General features: G+C 41.0%; 16 protein-coding genes. 5 read left to right on the top strand and 11 right to left on the bottom strand.

Annotated features, from left to right (window positions below; translation table 11 throughout):
- Window positions 1-8: 8 nt before the first annotated feature.
- Genes GO495_RS17395 through GO495_RS17410 form a run of 4 tightly spaced genes read left to right on the top strand, consistent with a single transcriptional unit; the run spans window position 9 to window position 4,513 of the window.
- On the top strand, window positions 9-575 hold the full coding sequence (locus tag GO495_RS17395) for a K(+)-transporting ATPase subunit C (RefSeq protein WP_157300988.1): 567 nt from the start codon (window positions 9-11) through the stop codon (window positions 573-575).
- A 10-nt stretch (window positions 576-585) separates the two neighbouring features.
- Window positions 586-1,662: a porin gene (locus GO495_RS17400; protein WP_157300989.1), complete on the top strand. Its 1,077-nt coding sequence runs from the start codon at window positions 586-588 to the stop codon at window positions 1,660-1,662.
- Window positions 1,662-2,786: a sensor protein KdpD gene (locus tag GO495_RS17405; protein ID WP_157300990.1), complete on the top strand. Its 1,125-nt coding sequence runs from the start codon at window positions 1,662-1,664 to the stop codon at window positions 2,784-2,786. Before GO495_RS17400 ends, GO495_RS17405 begins: the two co-directional genes overlap by 1 nt.
- Window positions 2,786-4,513 (top strand): ATP-binding protein, encoded by a 1,728-nt coding sequence (locus GO495_RS17410; protein ID WP_157300991.1) that lies wholly within the window; start codon window positions 2,786-2,788, stop codon window positions 4,511-4,513. The genes GO495_RS17405 and GO495_RS17410 overlap by 1 nt, the downstream gene beginning before the upstream one ends.
- Window positions 4,514-4,585: 72 nt before the next feature.
- Here GO495_RS17410 and GO495_RS17415 read toward each other — a convergent pair whose 3' ends face one another.
- The 8 genes from GO495_RS17415 to GO495_RS17450 all read right to left on the bottom strand — a co-directional run bounded on the left by GO495_RS17415 (window position 4,586) and on the right by GO495_RS17450 (window position 13,211).
- A complete protein-coding gene (locus GO495_RS17415; protein ID WP_157300992.1) occupies window positions 4,586-5,785 on the bottom strand; it encodes an efflux RND transporter periplasmic adaptor subunit in 1,200 nt (399 codons plus the stop codon).
- A gap of 3 nt (window positions 5,786-5,788) precedes the next feature.
- The gene (locus GO495_RS17420) at window positions 5,789-6,994 is read right to left on the bottom strand and encodes a heavy metal-binding domain-containing protein (protein WP_205691282.1); all 1,206 of its coding nucleotides are present in this window, start codon (window positions 6,992-6,994) and stop codon (window positions 5,789-5,791) included.
- Between the two features lie 12 nt (window positions 6,995-7,006).
- Complete coding sequence (locus tag GO495_RS17425; protein WP_157300993.1) at window positions 7,007-8,263, bottom strand: TolC family protein; 1,257 nt, start codon at window positions 8,261-8,263, stop codon at window positions 7,007-7,009.
- A gap of 3 nt (window positions 8,264-8,266) precedes the next feature.
- On the bottom strand, window positions 8,267-10,207 hold the full coding sequence (locus tag GO495_RS32410) for an efflux RND transporter permease subunit (RefSeq protein ID WP_157300994.1): 1,941 nt from the start codon (window positions 10,205-10,207) through the stop codon (window positions 8,267-8,269).
- Window positions 10,204-11,493, bottom strand: coding sequence for an efflux RND transporter permease subunit (locus tag GO495_RS32415; RefSeq protein WP_157300995.1), 1,290 nt, complete (start codon window positions 11,491-11,493; stop codon window positions 10,204-10,206). The genes GO495_RS32410 and GO495_RS32415 overlap by 4 nt, the downstream gene beginning before the upstream one ends.
- 11 nt (window positions 11,494-11,504) lie before the next feature.
- On the bottom strand, window positions 11,505-11,738 hold the full coding sequence (locus tag GO495_RS17440) for a heavy metal-binding domain-containing protein (RefSeq protein ID WP_157300996.1): 234 nt from the start codon (window positions 11,736-11,738) through the stop codon (window positions 11,505-11,507).
- 128 nt (window positions 11,739-11,866) lie between these two features.
- Window positions 11,867-12,391 (bottom strand): HYC_CC_PP family protein, encoded by a 525-nt coding sequence (locus GO495_RS17445; RefSeq protein ID WP_157300997.1) that lies wholly within the window; start codon window positions 12,389-12,391, stop codon window positions 11,867-11,869.
- A 34-nt stretch (window positions 12,392-12,425) separates the two neighbouring features.
- Complete coding sequence (locus GO495_RS17450) at window positions 12,426-13,211, bottom strand: hypothetical protein (protein ID WP_157300998.1); 786 nt, start codon at window positions 13,209-13,211, stop codon at window positions 12,426-12,428.
- Window positions 13,212-13,640: 429 nt separating this feature from the next.
- Here GO495_RS17450 and GO495_RS17455 point away from each other — a divergent pair, with 429 nt between their 5' ends.
- Window positions 13,641-14,645, top strand: coding sequence for a hypothetical protein (locus tag GO495_RS17455; RefSeq protein WP_157300999.1), 1,005 nt, complete (start codon window positions 13,641-13,643; stop codon window positions 14,643-14,645).
- Window positions 14,646-14,766: 121 nt separating this feature from the next.
- Here GO495_RS17455 and GO495_RS17460 read toward each other — a convergent pair whose 3' ends face one another.
- The 3 genes from GO495_RS17460 to GO495_RS17470 all read right to left on the bottom strand — a co-directional run bounded on the left by GO495_RS17460 (window position 14,767) and on the right by GO495_RS17470 (window position 17,773).
- Window positions 14,767-15,420 carry a YoaK family protein gene (locus GO495_RS17460; RefSeq protein WP_157301000.1) on the bottom strand — a complete coding sequence of 218 codons (654 nt, stop codon included), beginning with the start codon at window positions 15,418-15,420 and terminating at the stop codon, window positions 14,767-14,769.
- Between the two features lie 103 nt (window positions 15,421-15,523).
- Window positions 15,524-15,940, bottom strand: a complete 417-nt coding sequence (locus GO495_RS17465) for a DoxX family protein (RefSeq protein WP_157301001.1) — start codon at window positions 15,938-15,940, stop codon at window positions 15,524-15,526.
- 9 nt (window positions 15,941-15,949) lie between these two features.
- Complete coding sequence (locus GO495_RS17470) at window positions 15,950-17,773, bottom strand: amidohydrolase (protein ID WP_157301002.1); 1,824 nt, start codon at window positions 17,771-17,773, stop codon at window positions 15,950-15,952.
- Window positions 17,774-17,775 lie beyond the last annotated feature (2 nt).

Here is a 17,775-nt window from a genome sequence, read left to right on the forward strand (position 1 = left end):
GAAATAATATGAAAAGTAATATAGCGCCAGCTATCAGATTAACACTGGTTTGTGCGGTATTTTTCAGTGGTATTTATACGATGGTCTTTCTCGGCATTGCTAAGCTGGCACCCAATAAAGGACGTGGGGAAGTGATAAGCAGCAATGGCAAAACATATTATGCCAATATAGGACAGAAATTTACCGAAGACCGTTACTTCTGGTCTCGTCCGTCTGCTGTAGGCTACAACGCTGCCGGTGCAGGGGGAAGCAATAAAGGACCGTCCAATGCGGATTATCTGAAAGATGTTGCAGCAAGAATAGATACTTTCCTTGTTCATAATCCGGGGGTAGACAAATCGTCCATCCCTTCTGATCTCGTTACGGCAAGTGGCAGTGGCCTGGATCCGGATATTTCAGTACAGGCGGCCAGAATACAGATAAAACGTATTGCAGCCATCCGTAAACTGAACGAGGCAAACCTGGATGAGATCATAACAGCTAACACGAAAAAACCTTTAATAGGGTTATTCGGAACGGAAAGAATAAATGTATTACAGTTGAATATTGCACTGGATAAATTAAGTAATCACTAAAATATTAATGATGAAGAGACTGTTGATTTGTTTATTGAGCAGTCTTGAAGGGCTGACGGTATGCGCCCAGAGTGTGGAAGAAAAGCCATTAAAGGTAACAGGTTATCTTGAGACATATTACTCGTACGATTTCGGGAAACCGGGCAACAATCTGCGACCAGGATTTCTTTATTCTTATAACAGGCATAATGAAGTTAATATCAACCTCGGTTATATTAAAGCTGCTTATGAAAAAGATAATGTGAGAGCAAATCTTGCACTCATGGCTGGTACCTATGCAAATGCTAACCTGGCAGCTGAGCGGGGTGTAATGAGAAATGTATTCGAGGCAAATGCCGGTGTGAAAATCATGAAAGAACACCAGCTATGGATAGATGCCGGTATCTTTGCATCACACATAGGTTTTGAAAGCGCTATAGGAAAAGATTGCTGGAACCTCACCAGAAGTATACTTGCCGAAAATTCTCCTTATTACGAAAGTGGAGTGAGGGTATCATATACTTCATCCAATGATAAATGGTACGTAAGCGGTTTGTTTTTAAATGGCTGGCAACGCATACAACGCGTTGATGGAAATCATACTCCGGCTTTCGGGCACCAGGTTACATTTAAACCAAATGATAAACTCGTATTTAACAGCAGCTCCTTTATTGGTAACGATAAGCCTGATAGTGTGAAACAAATGCGCTACTTTCATAACTTTTATGCGCTGATGCAATTTTCCGGCAAGCTGGGGCTGATAGCCGGCTTCGATATCGGTGCCGAACAAAAGGCAAAAGGTAGCAGCGGCTACAATACCTGGTATTCGCCGGTATTGATCCTGAGGTACAAACCTGTGGAAAAGGTGGCTATAGCTGCGAGAGGTGAGTATTACAGGGATGAAAAAGGTGTGATCATTGCAACAGCGACCCCTGATGGTTTCCAGACATGGGGATATTCCCTGAACTTCGATTACACTATCCTTGACAATGTAATGTGGCGCATCGAAGGACGTGGGTTTTCAGGAAAGGATGCCATCTTTTTGAAAGATGCAACGCCATCAACAACCAATTTTTCTTTAACAACATCCTTAGCTATTTCTTTCTGATGACAGAAAAAGATCAAACCGTCCAGCATTTCCTGGACCTCATAAAAAAGTCCCGGAGGGGTAAATTCAAAGTCTACATCGGTATGAGTGCCGGTGTCGGCAAAACCTACCGTATGCTGCAGGAAGCTCATGCCCTTTTAAGAAATGGGATCGACGTAAAGATCGGTTATATAGAAACACATAACAGGAAGGAGACGCACGAATTGCTGAATGGTTTGCCGGTCATAGAACGTAGAAAATTGTTCTATAAAGGAAAAGAACTGGAAGAATTAGATCTTCAGGCGGTAATTAATTTACGGCCTGAGGTCGTTATTATAGATGAACTTGCACATACGAATATCGAAGGTAGCAAGAATGCAAAACGCTGGCAGGATGTAGTGGAAATATTGGAGTCAGGAATTAATGTTATCAGCGCAGTTAATATTCAACATATCGAAAGCCTGAATGAAGAGATCAAATCGATCACAGGTATAGAAGTAAGAGAAAGAATACCGGATAATGTGATCGCGGAGGCAGACGAAGTAGTAAATATCGACCTTACCGCAGATGAACTGATAACAAGGTTGAAAGAGGGTAAGATCTATCCGCAGGATAAAATAACGGCAGCACTGAATAATTTTTTTAAAGGTGAACATATCCTGCAACTAAGAGAATTATCCCTGAAAGAAGTTGCTTCTCACGTTGAAAGAAAAGTTGATACAGAAATACCCCAAAAAAGCATAGGCAGGAGAGAGCGCTTCCTTGCATGTATCAGTTCAAATGATAAAACGGCACGCACTGTAATCAGAAAGACCGCCAGGCTGGCTAACTATTATAACAGCAAATGGTTCGTATTGTACGTGCAGACTCCTAATGAAAGCGCTGATAAAATAGCATTGGATAAACAACGCCATCTGATCAATAACTTTAAAATGGCGACGGAGCTGGGCGCTGAGATTATTAAAGTAGAAAACAGAAAGGTGTCCATCGCCATTTCAGAGCAGGTTGATGAGAGGAAAATTACGACTATCTGCATAGGCAAACCGCATCTGAACCTTTTCAGGATTATTCTGGCAACAAACATGTTCAACCAGTTACTGAAAAAACTTTCTGCTAATGACGTTGACCTGATAATATTAAGCTGATGAAAATTAAACCAAAACTGACATTAGGTATAGGGGTCATGTTCCTCATGATATTATTACTGACTGTCCTGAGCGTTATCTATATAAACAGGCTACGCCGCGATACCGCTAACATCCTCGTTGATAATTATAAAACACTGGATTATTCCCGGCAGATGTTACAGTCGTTAAATGCCGGTATCAGGCAACATCAACACGCTGCGATATTTGAGAAGAACCTATACCTGCAGGAGAAGAACGTGACGGAAGAAGGAGAACATTATCTTACAATTAAACTCGCAGCAGATTACGAAAGACTAAAACTTAATTTTGCTGACAGCACCGTGTTTGAAAGCGTAAGCAGGGATATAACAGATATTATGCTTGTAAATATGCAGGCTATTGCACGGAAAAGTACACTGGCGGACCATACCAGTAAAGATGGCATACTGTGGCTCAGTCTCTGCGGTACCGTGAGTTTTCTTGCCGCATTTGTAATGCTTGTAAATCTTCCCGGTAATATCGCAGACCCAATACGGGAACTGACAGAAAGTATCAAACAGATTGCTTCGCAAAACTATGCTGAACGATTACACTTCAACAACAGAAGTGAGTTCGGGGAACTGGCAGCGGCCTTTAATACAATGGCAAAAAAACTTCAGGAATACAAGGAAGGCAACCTGGAGAAAATAATGATTGAAAAGACACGTATAGAGACATTGATCAACAATATGAACGATCCGGTTATCGGACTTGATGAAAGTAAGAAAATACTGTTCATGAACAGTACTGCACTTAAAATATCAGGACTTGATGCCGCGGAAGTATCTGGAAAATATATACAGGACGTTGCCGTACATAATGATCTTATCCGCTCTCTGGTACAAGACCTTTTTCAGACGGATAATTACATTGCTAATAAAAACCCCATAAAGATCTACGCAGATAATAAGGAAAGCTACTTTGAAAAAGAAATTATCCCAATAAAGATCATACCTACGGGAGAAACGGAAGAAAAGCTCATTGGCAACGTGATCCTTTTACAGAATATTACCCCTTACAAAGAGCTGGATTTCGCTAAAACAAGTTTTATTGCCACTGTTTCCCATGAGCTTAAAACCCCTATTTCATCTATAAAAATGAGCCTTCACCTCCTTGAAAACGGGGAGTTAGGAACAATAAATGACGGGCAAAGGAGCCTGCTGGACAGTATTGAAGAGGATGCAGAACGTCTGCTTAAAATTACAGGAGAACTACTCAATATGACACAGGTTGAAAGCGGTACCATACAGTTGTCTGCCTTCCCTTCTGATCCTCTTGATATATTTAAGTACGCCATTCAGGCGAACAAGACTGCGGCAGAACAAAAAGGTATCAGCCTGGAGCTGTCCACTCCCCAGGAATTACCTATGGTAGTGGCCGACAGTGAAAAAACTGCCTGGGTACTCACAAATCTCATCTCCAATGCGATCAGGTATTCATATGAGAACTCGGTTGTCAGACTTCAGATATCTTCATCCGGAGAAAAAATACTGTTTTCCGTCAAGGATACCGGCCAGGGAATACCTCCGGAATATCTGAAAAAAGTATTTGACCGCTATTTCCGGGTACCAGGTACGAAAAAAGAAGGGACCGGGTTGGGACTTTCGATCAGCAAAGAATTTATAGAAGCTGAAGGAGGGAATATTACGGTTACCAGTGAATATGGTGCAGGTACTACCTTCACGGTTACGCTAAACAAGGCGTAAGCAGAGAAATAATCTCCAATGTCGTTTAGTTAAGTTCCGCTAGGAGCTTAACTAAACGACATTATCTGCAAATTACATTTTCATTCCTGCCATAGGATCAGCACCTTTCTTAAAAATATATTCACTATTAAGTAGATAAGCACCGCTGATAACAACAATATCCCCCTCCTGCAAACCAGACTTAATTTCAATGGACTCGTCAGCTTCCAGCCCGGTTTCTACCATCCTGTTCTCAAAATTATTTTTGCCTGTCCTTACCCATACCGATGCTCCTTTTGCGTCACGGATAACAGCGTCAACAGGAAGTGACAACGAATGATGCTGACGGCTTTTAAGCGTTACATACGCCGGCATACCAGGCTTTAACTGGTTATTGTAATTAGGTATGGTTACTCTTATCAGGTTAATCCTTGTATCAGGACTGATTTCTGGGTTTTCGAAATCTATCCGTCCTTTTATCTCTTTACCGGGCATATCAGGAATTTGAACAACAGCATCTCCCTTCTGGTCTATTAATGATAATTGCGAGGCATATACCTGCGCTTCTGCCCATAATACGGATAAATCTGCCAGATGGACCACGCTGCCGCCCTCAGTTACATAATCGCCTTCTTTTACATCCAGTGTGGTAATAGTACCACTGGCCGTACTATAAAAGGAGGTAAGAGCCACATATTTTTTAGTAGTGGCTAATTCAGTAATCTGAGCTTCATTCATGCCCCACAATAGCAATTTATTTTTTGCAGCCTGCGCTAATTGGGTAAAATCTATAATTGAATTATCCAATGTTCTTTGTCTCTCCAATACTGAAATATATTCCTGTTTAGCATTATTAAGCTCTTCGCTGTACAAATCAAAAAGCCTGGAGCCTTTAGTAATATGATCACCTATGTTCTTGTAGTATAGCTTATCAATCCTTCCTGCTACCCGCGCACTTACTATATTGATTTTCGATTCATCAATGTTTAATGTGGCACTCAATGTCATCTGATCGCCAATAGTTCCGTCCTTTATAGTATCTGTCCGGATATTCCCCAACTGTATTTGTTGTTCACTTAATTGAATGCCATCCATCTCTTCACTATTACTTTTCTTCACAGCCGTCAACTCCATATGACAAATAGGGCATTTACCCGGCTTACTCTCCATTATCTGCGGATCCATTGAACAGGTATAGAACACGTCTGTATCCTTTGGCACATCGGCTTTTCTGCTTTTACAAGCTGCAAAAACAAGTAGTGCTGAAATGACTATAAAAAGTATCTTTTTCATTGCCTAATTATTTACTTTGATAAAACTTTCGCTATCAGCCAGGTATTGGGCATTTTCGGCAACACTATCCGTTGCAGATAATCCTTTTAGTATTTCTATTTTATTATTATTTACCAATCCTGTTTCTACTTTATGCGCTTTAAAACCACCGGCTGATCTGAGGAAAACTATCTTATCCAGACCAAGTGAAATAATGGCATCTTTCGGTAACCAGTTTGCATTAACTGCATTGCCCCGGATGAGTGCTTTTACCTGGCTTCCTACCGGAATATGTAGTGTTGAATTGTCAAAAACTACCCTTGCGGTTATCGTTTTGTTCTCTTTTCTTATAACTGGTTCAATAAAATCAATTGTTGCTAAAAAGCTTTTCTCCGGTGCTGTTTCAGGTATGATCTGTACTTTATTCCCTACCTTAACAAAAGATTGGCGGTCGGTGTAAATATTCAGCAATGCCCAAAGGTGATGCGCATTATATACCGAAAATACAGGCTGCCCCTGCTGTACGTACATCCCTTCTCTTACGTCCAGTTCCCTTGTTACTAGGGAATTTCTCATTTCTGACGGAGCCATGTTTTTTGCCGGATCATGAATATGCCCGCTATAATTGCTGTATATTGAAACAGCGGTTAAAGATTTGCCGTTTTGTATTACCTGCTGTAATTGCTGTGTGGTTACCCCCAACAGCAACAATCTTTCTTTCGCAGCATTTATCAGTGTTGTATTGGTGGGGTCATTCTTTAAAAGAAACAGAAGGTTTTGCTGGTCGGTCATTAATTCAGGACTGTAAATATCCATCACCTTTTGCCCTGCTCTAACATCCTGAAAATTATACCTTAGATAAAGTTTCTCAATTCTTCCAGAAACCCTTGCGGAAATATTTCCTATCATTCTTGTATCGTAGGCAATGGTACCCAGCGCTTCTGTTTGAATAGTATCACTATCCGGCTGTATGGTGATAACAGGGATAGAAGACACCACAAATCCATTGGTAGGTTTAAGTAAAGTGTTCAGGTCAACTTCCTTTATTGCTTTTTCATCAGCCCCTTTTTTTACCAGCGTCATTCCACAGATAGGGCAGTTGCCGGGTTTATCCCGTATGATCTGAGGGTGCATAGAGCAGGTGTATTCTCCCTGCTGTGTATGGCTTTTACAGGATACCAGGCTGATAACAACTATGAATAATCCAATAATATGTTTATACCGGCTCATACTTTTTTCTTTTTATTGTATTTCCAATATTCTTTCCATTTCAGCCTGCATCAATAGCAACTGTTGTAACTGTTCAAGGTATTCGAGTTGCGTCATGTTTAACGTTTCCCAGGCGTCGTATAAGGTAAAGAGCTGTTCCGTGTTTTGTTCATATGCCAGCTGCATGACCTGGAAATTTCTTTTTAATGCAGGAATGATATTTTCATCAAACAATTTTATCTGCTTTTTCTTTAGCGCTATTTCATTTTTCATGTTATAAGCAGCACCGCTTACATCATTTACCATCATTTGCCTTTGCTGGTTCAGTGAGGATACCTTCCATTTAAGGCTTTCCACATTGGCATTAACTGTTTTCGATGACCATTTTGCCATTGGTATTTTTACTGTTCCCATCAGACTGTATTGCATAGGTTGTCCTCCAAAACCAAACATGTGATTATAGGAAACACCAAACTCCGGCTTTAACTTAGCTCTTTCTGCACTTTGTTGCAGGTATGTTAATTGTATGTCTTTTTCAACAGCTTTAATATCGCTTCTGCTATTAATGAAAGTAGTACTGTCTAATTGCGCAGCGGCATAATCGTTTACCTGATAAATGGTGTCAATATCGAACACGGTCAGTTTGTCACGATTCATCAGGGTATTTAATGCCACCTGCTTTTGTTTGATATCGTTCTCCAGTACCAGTCGTGTATTTTGCAGATTACCCAGTGCTGCTTTGGCTTTGTAATAGGCACCTATTTTTTCAAGCCCGTTCTTATAACGTATCTCAGCATTCTGAATCATAAAATTGAGGAGCTTCTCATTCTGGTCTATGACACTTAGCTTTTTTTTGATGATGATCCATTGATAATAATTCTTTTTTGCCATTGCATACAACTCATTTAGGGACGCCTTCTTTTTTTCTGCATCAACGGATGATACTGCTTCCATATACTTCGCTTCTGCATCCTGTTTCCTTTTATTGGGAAACATTTGCTGTGCAGAGATCATGAACTGTCCCATGCCGGGGGTACCATCCTGACCTTTTTTCCATAAGGCAGGGTTATAAGGTGTCATCCAAAGTCCTCCGCCAATCTCCGGTGGTTCCCAGTTGTGAACACCTTTGGCCGCTTCATCCTGCGAACGGATTTCGGCATCATACATTTTTAAGCCCGGGTTATCTTTTTGTATCTGCTGAAAAATTACTTCCAGCGTTACCTTATCCTGTGCCAATGCCTTGCAGGAGAGTAATAGCAAAACAGCGGTTATCGAGAATGAATTTTTCATATACTAATGTTTTACTTCCAGCACGTCTATCTTTCCATGCCTGCGTAATTCGTATTCTTTTGTTATTAAGAAAATGAGGGGAGTTACCAATAAAATATGTGTAGCGGATGTAAGTACACCACCAATCATAGGTAACACGATCGGTTTCATTACATCGCTTCCCACACCATGGCTCCACAGGATCGGTATCAATGCAAAAAGTGATACGGATACTGTCATCATCTTCGGACGCAAACGTTTTGCTGCACCGGAAATTACATACTCCCGCAAATCAGATGGGGTAATCGTTTCTTTTGAATTGCCTTTTAATGTTACCAATTGTTGCATAGCATCGTTGAGGTAAATAACCATGACGATACCTGTTTCTACCGCCAGTCCAAACAACGCAATAAAGCCAACGGCGACAGCAACAGAAAGATTAACGTGCCAGAAGTAGATCATATAAGCGCCGCCTATTAATGCAAAAGGAATGGATATAAGGCTGAAAAAGGCTTCCCGTACCGAATGAAAGGCAAAATACATGCACATGAAAATGATGAGCAGGACAAAGGGCAAAATCAGCATTAGCGTCTTTTCGCTTCTTATCAGGTTTTCATATTGCCCGCTCCACTCAATAAAATAACCCTTTGGCATTTTTGACATCATCTGATCTAATTTCTGTTGCGCTTCCTGTACAGTACTACCCAAATCCCTTTCGCGAACATTGAACAGTACCGTACCCCGTAACAAAGCATTTTCTGAATTAATCATAGGCGGACCTTCTGATATTTTTATATCAGCGACGGCTTCCAGGGGGACCGGTCCAAAATCAGGTGTCTGTACCTGTAACCTTTTCAGCGACTGCAGATTATCCCTGAAATCCTGCCCAAATCTTGCATTCACAGAAAAACGCTGCCGGCCTTCCACGGTAGTAGTTAACTTTACGCCACCTAATGCACTTTCAATCACATCGTTTAAGTCATCAACACTTAAACCATACCGGCCAATCTCTTCCCGCTTTACTGCAATATCAATATACTTTCCGCCTGTAATCGGCTCTACATACAAGTCTTTTACACCATCAATACCCTGCAGATGTTTTTTAACTTCCTGCGCAAAGGCATAAATAGTATCCAGATTTTGCCCGTATACCTTTACGCCCACATCGGTACGGATACCTGTGGAAAGCATATTGATCCGATTAATAATAGGCTGTGTCCATCCATTCGTTACGCCAGGTATTTGTAATTTTGAATTGAGCTCATTGATAATATCATCTTTGGTTTTACCTTCCCGCCAGGCTGATTTTGGTTTGAGTATGATAATCGTTTCAATCATGCTGATAGGGGAGTTGTCAGTGGCAGTATTGGCCCTGCCTGCTTTACCCAAAACATTTTCTACTTCGGGTACCGTCTTAATCAATCTGTCCTGTACCTGTAACAATCTTTTCACTTCCGAATTAGATATATCGGGCAAAGCAACAGGCATAAATAAAATAGAACCTTCATCCAGCGGGGGCATAAATTCTTTACCCAAACTTATTAGCAGGGGGATACTTATCAGTAATGCGATAATATTGATACCAATAGTCGTTTTACGCCATTTGATGCAGGTACGGATTACGGGTTCATATATTTTCTCCAAACGGCTGTTAATCGGGTTCGCACTTTCAGGTCTGAACCTTCCTTTCATAAACAGGGAGATCAAAACAGGCGCTAACGTTACTACCAGTATTGCATCCACTGCCATAATGAATGTTTTGGTAAAGGCCAATGGTCCAAACAGTTTTCCTTCCTGTCCGGTAAGTAAAAAGACAGGCAGGAAGGATGCAATGATGATGACCGTAGAAAAAAACACCCCTCTTGATACCTGTTTACTGGAACGCTCAATAATAGCCATCCGGATATCTTCGGGTATTTTTACGTAATCCTTTTGAGGAAGTATCTTTTTAAATATTTTTTTCATGGCTGCTTGGGTTTATTGGCAGGGTTATTCTGCCAATCTGATAAATTACGATATGAGTTTTCACTCATGATGATACCGTTATCTACAATTACACCAATGGCTAATGCAATACCGGTAAGCGACATGATATTAGAGGATAGGCCAAAGGCATTGAGTAAGATGAAACTGATGGAAATGGTGATAGGTATTTGTATAATGATACTTAATGCGCTCCGCCAATGAAACAGGAAAAGGATAACGATGATGCAGACAATTGTAATCTCTTCAAACAGTTTGCCCTTAATGGTTTCAATGGCTGCTTCGATCAATGTGCTGCGGTCATATGCTACTTTAAAGCTAACGCCTTCAGGTAATCCTCTTTGCACTTCTCCCATTTTCTTTTTGACGGCAGTGATTACCTTATCTGCATTTTCGCCATACCGCATAACTACTATGCCGCCCACTACTTCGCCTTCCCCGTTTTCGTCAAAAATGCCCAGGCGGAGGTCGCCCCCCATTTGTACAGTGCCAATATCTTTCACTCTTACAGGGATGCCATTATAATTGCTCACAGCGATGGTTTCCAGGTCTTCTTTACTCTTTACGTAACCCAATCCGCGAATGATGTAAGCCATATCGCTCATCTCAAATTTCCTTCCACCTACATCATTGTTGTTGGCTTTTACTTTATTCATCACATCCATTAAAGAAACACGGTAGTATTGCAGTTTTACAGGGTCAACTACCAACTGGTATTGCTTTTCAAAACCACCAAAAGAGGCTACTTCTGCCACGCCAGGTACTGTTTGAAGGGCAAACTTGATGTACCAGTCCTGTAGCGCCCTTTGCTCCCCTAAATCCATTTTCTTTGCATCCAGCGTGTACCAGAAAACATGTCCTACTCCTGTTCCATCCGGTCCAAGCGTAGGTGTAATACCCGGGGGTAATAAACGTTGTGCATAGTTTAGTCGTTCCAATACCCTTGTTCTTGCCCAATAAGTATCAACATTATCCTCAAAAATCACATATACAAAGCTCATCCCAAACATGGATGTTCCCCGTATATTCCTGACTTTTGGAATGCCCTGCAGGTTACTGACCAAAGGATAGGTAACCTGGTCTTCCATTATCTGCGGACTGCGTCCCATCCATTCGGTAAAAACAATGACCTGGTTCTCCGATAAATCAGGAATGGCATCAATCGGGTTTTGCTGAATGGAGTAAATCCCCCATGCAAACAGGACCGCCGCTGCAAGCAGTACCACGAACCTGTTGCGTAAAGAAATTTCTATGAGTTTTTGAACCATAGCTTTAAGTATTAATGTTTAGTGCTGTCCATGTTCATGTCTTTCATCATTTCCTTTTTCACTAAGTCCATTCCACATTTAGGGCATTTACCCGGCTTATCGCTGATTACTTCTGGATGCATAGAACAGGTGTACATTACTTTAGCTGTCATTGTGGTGCTATCCTGGGCGTTCTTTTTATTTGTTCCGCCTGAACAGGCTGCAAAACCTGTTGCAATTATCATAGTGATAATAATCGTTTTCATTTTTGTAAGATTTAGATGTGTACAGACAATCAGTACTGCTTAATGCAATACATTTTAGATAGAGTAATTGTAAATAAATGATAAGTCACTATGAAATAATGACTGTAATATGCCCGGGGAGAGCATTGTCAGATTCTGTAGATGCAGTTGAGAATATAAACAGGAACGCCATAATGCAGTGGCGGCGCATTGCCTGGATTGGCCGGATTTATTTGTTGAAATACAGTAAGAACGGGACTTTGATAAGAAGAGGGGAATATATGGAGGTCGGTGAAATACTTAGTAGGATTGAGAACATTATCTGTAGTAATATGATTGTCCTTAACCTTTAATATATGGTATTTGTTTTCGCAACATCCGCTTTTTTCACGGTCCTTGTGGCAATTTTCTTTTTTGTCCTCTTTAAAAGCAAATGATACTGATTTCAGCTTGCCACAGCAATAGAACTGCTTTATACTAACACCACAAGCGGCAGTAGTATATATAATTAACAGCAATATAGCAGAAGCCTTTTTCATTCCAGGCATAAAGATAATATACTTTCTTAAACATTGTTTTATATAATTATATTTTTTCAAAACCATCTGATGATACCGTTGTCGGATTTTCTCAATTTTATGAAGGATGCTGTCATCCTGATTATCCAGTTGCAACAGTATGATTTTATGATTGGTATCAGATGATGGGTTATTCCACCATCACTATTTTAGCACTGCCTGTATTTTTTACAATACCGATCAGTTCATTGGTAATAGGTTCGCCCATTTCAATCCCAATTGATAATATCAGTGTCTGATTTTCTTCATTTGCATATCCGTTTTCTATTTTTACTTCAATCTGTTGTGCAGCAAAAGGTATTTGTGCTGTCTGCCATGCGGTATAAACGCGTTTAACGAAACGATGCGTCCTTTCCTGCACTGGCTTAGCCCCATTATCAGTTAATATACCCAGGGAAATAATAAAGCGGTAGAGAGGTGCTTTCCAGGGAAGGAACAGGTTTACACCGGGGATCAGGTCCGGAAACTGGACTACTGCACTGCAGGTTGTCCTGTTAATGGTACATTGCAGCGGGTGTCTTACAATGCCGTCAAGAGGATACCTGTTATTCAGACTAAACCCGTTCAGCAGCTGCCTGTGTTTAGCGAATAATACTTCTCTTTTACCTTTAGGATTTACCTTATCATAAGATTGAATAATTTTTGATAAGCTATTCAGTTTTGGAGTGATATTATAATCTGCCAGGTGTTTCAAATAGGTCAACATCCATCTCACATTACTACCCGCCTTTGAGCTGACGCCAAAGTCTGCGTTATTGTCCCGGATAGCTTTACAGGTGGGGGATTTAGCTATTTTCTTTCTGGAGCCACCACCTTTTGTTCGTACTATGTAAACGCCCTCCATGTCTTTCCGTGTATAACAAGACATGTTACCCACGCTTCCGGTAAATGGGATCCCGCTCTTTAATATTGCCATAACAAGTTCTTTAAAAGGTTATAATGAGTATTCTAAAATACTTAAATTCTATATAAAAACCAAGAACAAAGCATATATAAAGCATACCTCTAGAAGTATGCTTTATATATGCTTCATATATGGATTACATATGGCTTATATATGGATTATACTCCTGATCACAAGCCTGTTAAGGCCTTAGAAGGATATTGTTAATCCTTCTAAGGGTTGGATAGTTTTATCCATTCAGTATTCATGCACAGGAAATCAGAAACCTCGCATCAACAAACAAATCAAGTTAAAATACAAACTAGTTGGTATTGTTAGCCATTTAGCGAACTCTTAAATTCGTTTTAAGAAGAGAACTCCAATTAAAATAACATCGGGTCAGTTTGTATACTCAATGGTATATTATTCCCGTATTTATATTCATCAATTTAAATTATGGCAATGAATGAAATCTCTCGTAGTGGAAAGTTTTTTGCAGGGGTGCTGCTAATATCTTCTTTCATTATATCTATCACATGTCTTTTAGCCTTCTGGCCTGACCGTTTACCGGAACCAGCGGAGAAAGCCTATCACTATGCATGCAAGCCTTTTCATATGACACTTATTGATACCTCCGAGTATCGTTTAATGAATTTGAACAAACATGTGCCGCCTGAAATTATAAGTGATTCGACAAACATAAAGAAGGATAGCTCAGATACAGCGCTTACTGCCAAGACGAAAGGTCCCATTAAAGGAGATATTGACAACACTAAAAAAAATATGGGGACAACAATAGTAAAGGGCGGTTGCACGACGTCTGATCTGCCCGTATCATTTACTACTATTCACCTCAATATAATATTACTGCTCTTAGTTGCAATTGCAGGCTTCCTGGGAGCATTAACACATATAGCTTCCTCTTTTACCAATTTTGTTGGCTCTAAAAATTTTGAACGGAGTTGGATATTGTGGTACTTTATAAAGCCTTTCATTGGGGCTGCAATTGCCGTTATATTTTACTTTGTTTTCAGAGCCGGATTTTTAAACGGAAATGAGAATGCTGGTAGTGTAAATATTTATGGTTTGATTGCATTATCTGCTTTAGCCGGTTTATTTACAGATAAAGCGACTTTGAAGCTGGACGAAGTTTTCACTGTCTTGTTCAAACCTAAGGACGATCGTCCTGATAAGATGCAGGACCTGATTATCCAGGAAGTTATACCTGATGTTTTACAAGCCCAGGGTATAAATCATATAAAATTGAGTGGCAAATTGCTTACTAAAAAGAAGATCATTATCAAGATAGGTGATATACCAGTAAGTAATATTGACATTACAGATAATCTGATAAAATTTGATTATACAGTTCCCGAAAATTTAAGAACTCAACCTAAAATCAAATTGTCAGTCACTGATGAAAGTGGTAAAGAACTTTTCACAAAAGAATTATCAATTAATCCCTGATTTTACAAGGAAAATCCCATTAGAGAAATGAACTCTTTAATTTTTGTTCTAACGGCAGTAGTCAAAGGAATTAAGCCTTAAAACCACTGCTGCAGGCGACAGTGATTTTAAGGCTATCTTATCATACTGTTTTTTTATGGGTACTAAAATAGCATACGATCATAGCTATTCCTGGTAAAATGATGGCATTCAGTCCTGTCCTCTGTGCAATCACGGCTCCCAGCAGACATCCGGCCAGGAAGCCTCCAATTGTAATCAACTGCTTCTTCATACTTTCCCAGGCAATGGCATCTTTCAACCTTCCCCGTATTAAAGCGCCCGTGTCCAGTGATAACTGTGTAACATTGCCTGTCATCATGGTGGTAGGACCATATGTCTCTTTGGCAAAAAGCTTTCCGAAGGCATTTTGAAGTCCCATCGCAAATACGACCAGCATCGCTATCAGATATACAGGCAATGCATGAAATAGCATTGCGGTTAATCCCGCAATCAGTAATATCGCTCCCTGGCAGAGTAACAGAATATACTGATTCGATGATTTGACTTTTATCCATCCTCCTGTCATCACTGCCAGGATAAATACAGGGAATGTCAGCAGCTTGATCCATGCCTGAAGATCAGAGCCCTTTATCATCTGATAAGCAAATACAATAAAGTTACCCGTTACATGAGCAGAAAAGATCGTGTCGGCGGCAACAAAGGTAACTGTGTCACAGTACCCTGCAACAGCGGAAAGCAGAAGCGTGACGGACCATATATTATTTTGTTGTTCCATATTATTCCAGGTGTGTTTTTGTATACAGCACGGATTCATCTGTGAGTATCCTGTTCGGCGATAATGAAAGTGCTGAATTAATACCGGTTTTTACTGCCATTTTTTATAGACTGAATAGTAAATGATCAATAGAATAAGTACCTGCTCCTGTTATCAGCAGAAACAGGAATGATATTGTATACATGTAGGGGACATCCCTTACTTCTGCAGAATCCCTGCGATGCACAACAAAATAGCCAATGGCAGTAACGCCGATTACAGGGAGTAATATCAGCCGGGTACAAACACCCAGCATCAGCAAAAATGGTACTACCGTGTCAGAAAAAGTAGCGACAAGCCCATTCAGTTTATCCGGCAGATGCAGCGGATTAGGTACATGCTCTTTCTGACCATTCTCTAACCTGAACTTCTTCAGGCCATGTACACGGAACAGTTCGAAGCCCAGTAATATCCTGTAAACCAGCAACGCAATATTATTCATGTTACTTCCTGCATCAGAGTATAAAAGATCTTTTATCATATAGTGAGATTAAAATGCAAAACAGGAGCATCCCAGCGCACCCCAGAATGCGGTATAGTTATTTACCGGAACATTACTCAACCTGGCGGTATCATGCTGGTGTGCATGTACATCACAGCTTCCTTTACAACTATGAACAGCCGTTACTACAGGCTGTGTATAGCCGTTGTATATCTTCGTTGGTGACCAGTCGGGCAACACAGGGACAGGCGCCGGAGATAACGGTGAAAATTCATTTTTGGCATACACAATCTTACCGCCTACAATGGTAAGAACAGATTCTATACTTTTTATTTTTTCGTCCTCTATGGTGAAATAGTCCTGGTCAAGTACAGCGAGATCTGCAAACATACCTGTCTGTATGGCTCCTTTTTTCTCCTGCTCATTAGAAAACCATGCGCTGCCCTTTGTATATAATTCCAGCGCAGTTTCCCTGCTCAGGCGGTTTTGTTCATTATACAACTGTAAACCACCTACGGTCTTACCTGCTGTAAGCCAGTACATGGATACCCAGGGATTATAACTGCTTACCCTTGTAGCATCAGACCCTGCACCAACAGGTACATCCATGGCAAGCATTTTCTTCACGGGAGGGGTTTGCTCTGCAGCGGCGGGTCCATAACGCCCGGTGAAATATTCTCCCTGGTAGGCCATTCTGCTTTGTATGGCAATCCCTCCACCTAAAGCTTTCACTCTTTCTATACTCCGCTCACTGATAGTTTCTGCATGGTCAATGATCCAGTGTAACCCATCAAACGGAATATCCCTGTTTACCTTCTCAAACACACTGAGGAAACGGGTGATGCTTTCATCATAGGTTGCATGTATACGGAATGGCCAGCGCTTTTCTGCCAGTAGCCTGACTACCTTCTCCAGCTCTGCTTCCATATTCCCAGAAAGGTCGGGCCTTGGTTGTGCAAAGTCTTCAAAATCGGCCGCAGAGAATACCAGCATTTCGCCGGCTCCGTTATGACGGTACATATCATCTCCCTGGTGTAACGGAACAGACTGTGTCCATTCACTGAAATCTTCAAACTCATGCCCCCGCCGCTGTGTAAAAAGGTTATAGGCAATCCTTACCGTCAGCTGTTTTTTCTCATGCAGTTCATTCACTACTTTATAATCATCCGGGAAAAGCTGAGATCCGCCGCCTGCATCTATAACGCTGGTAATTCCAAAGCGGTTCAGCTCTGTCATAAAATGACGGGTAGAATTAAGCTGGTGTTCATAAGAAAGCCTGGGTCCCTTTGCGAGGGTGGAATAAAGGATCAACGCATTGGGAGTGGCGATAATAAGACCCGTAGGTTCTCCGTTCGCATCTTTTTGTATCTCGCTGCCGGGAGGTGCCGGCGTATCTTTTGTGTATCCAACTACTTTTAAAGCAGCTCTGTTCAGAAAAGCACGGTTATACAAATGCAGGATGAAGACCGGCGTATCCGGTGCTATGGAATTGATCTCGTCCAGCGTTGGCATTCTTTTCTCTGCAAACTGAAACTCCGACCATCCGCCTACTACCCGTACCCATTGGGGGGAAGGTGTTCTGTCTACCTGTTCTTTCAGCATCCGCATTGCGTCTGCAAGAGATGGTACCCCGTCCCAGCGCAATTCCAGGTTATAATTCAGCCCTCCCCGTATAACATGCGTGTGAGAGTCATTAATACCCGGTATCACCAGCTTTTTCAACAGGTCAATCTTCTTTGTGTCTTCCGATGCAAATTGCATGACAGTCTTGTCATCTCCCACCGCGATAAATATCCCGTCTTTGATAGCTACTGCCGTCGCTGCGTTTACTGCATGTATCTTCCCATTATATAAAATGAGGTCTGCTTTCATAA

Source organism: Chitinophaga oryziterrae (assembly GCF_009758125.1).
Taxonomy (GTDB): Bacteria; Bacteroidota; Bacteroidia; order Chitinophagales; family Chitinophagaceae; genus Chitinophaga; species Chitinophaga oryziterrae.